Source organism: Leyella lascolaii (genome assembly GCF_900079775.1).
GTDB classification, from domain to species: Bacteria; Bacteroidota; Bacteroidia; order Bacteroidales; family Bacteroidaceae; genus Prevotella; species Prevotella lascolaii.
In genome coordinates, this window is the sequence record NZ_LT556036.1 from 574,791 (window position 1) to 576,349 (window position 1,559).

2 pseudogenes are annotated in these 1,559 nt (G+C 40.6%); both read right to left on the reverse strand.

Annotated features, from left to right (window positions below):
• Nucleotides 1-681 precede the first annotated feature (681 nt).
• Nucleotides 682-864, reverse strand: a pseudogene (locus tag BN4609_RS05710) (YWFCY domain-containing protein); the annotation flags it as partial.
• Nucleotides 865-901: 37 nt separating this feature from the next.
• Nucleotides 902-1,559, reverse strand: a pseudogene (locus BN4609_RS05715) (conjugal transfer protein MobB); the annotation flags it as partial.

Here is a 1,559-nt window from a genome sequence, read left to right on the forward strand (position 1 = left end):
AGCCATATGAAAATTTGTACATGGAATTCCCAAGGAAATCCTCTTAATGATGCTATTAAATTAAATATATTGAATCATCTATTAACAATAGAACAATGTAATGTTGTTATGATACAAGAATGTGGTCAATTCATACTGCCTGCACAACATAGTGGTAGATACCACTATGTTGTGGTAGAACATGCAGGTGCTTATAATCAGAGATGTAATACTTGTATCATTGCGGATTTGAATTTTGTAGCATCAATACATTATCTGATATCAGGAACAGGCCGATCRGCAATTTGTTTAAATTATAATGGATGTAACATTTATACCCTTCATTGCGAATCTGGGTCTGGTGCTGTAGGAGATATAAGAGATTTAGTACGRCATGCAGTATCTCCTTTCATCATTGGCGGAGATATGAATTCAACGCCAAGCGAATTATCAGAWWATTTAAGAATAATGACCACAGGTACCAGYAGTAGGCCGGGAAATAGTGCTWATTTTGCCTGTTGTGGTATGCCAACACATATTTCAGGTCGAGAATTAGATTATTTCCTTATCGATAGCAGATTACAGCTAAAAACATGTGTACGAGGATATCATATGAAGGGTGGGGATCACTATCCTGTGATATTGGAGATTTAGTTAACCAATTATATTTTTCATAAACAAACAGTGTCACTGCGATATAAAATATTTTCCACCTGTACGGTTGAAGTTGATAAGGATTCTGTCAACAACCCCGATTGTCACTCCCCACATGCGCATTGCCTCATAGCAATACCAATATACATTCATAATTGCGAGTATTATACTCACGGCACGGAGAAAATCCATTATTTTTCCCAATGCTCTCAAATCGTCTTCTTGTGCCATTGTTTTTCTGTTTTGAAGTTATACCTTGATAATACTATTAAAGGTTTCTCCCTTTTCGCTTCTTTTTCTTTCTGCGTAACTCTCTATCGAATGCTGCTTCCTGTGCCTCGTTGGAAGAACCATTCCCTGCCATAAGTCCAAGACCGCTGCCGTACTCGTCGAACAAGCCAGAGCTTTGAAGTTCCTTCTCCAAGACAACGCCATCTTCCGTTGGAATGGTAAGCGGTATCGGTTGCTCATTCTCGTAAGGCAAGGTGAAGAGCTCCTGCAGGGCATTGGCAGAAAGATTCGTTCCAAGCCTTGAACCATTGAAAACGCTTTGGGTGCGGTGGTCAATGAATGTTGCTCCGTAGATACGGCCGTCAGCTGTATGGCGGAAAACAACATCAATGCCCTTTGCTTTCAGAAGTTCTATGAACTTATCCTTATGGTATGTCTGCTTCAAGACTGCTTCTACGCTATGACGGGTCATCTCGGAGAGTTTCTTGTCTTCCTTGAACTTCTTGGTAGAATAAGCGAACAGTTTTTCTATTGCCTCCACACCGACAGTTTTGTCAATCTTGGAAGCCTTGAAAGGATTTTCCACCTTGTTGCCCTGTCCGTCCGTGGCAGAATAGACAAAACCATGATACTCACGACCGCCAACTTCGCCTCTGACTTCCTCCAAGGATATATTATATAAGGAGAGAAGTGCA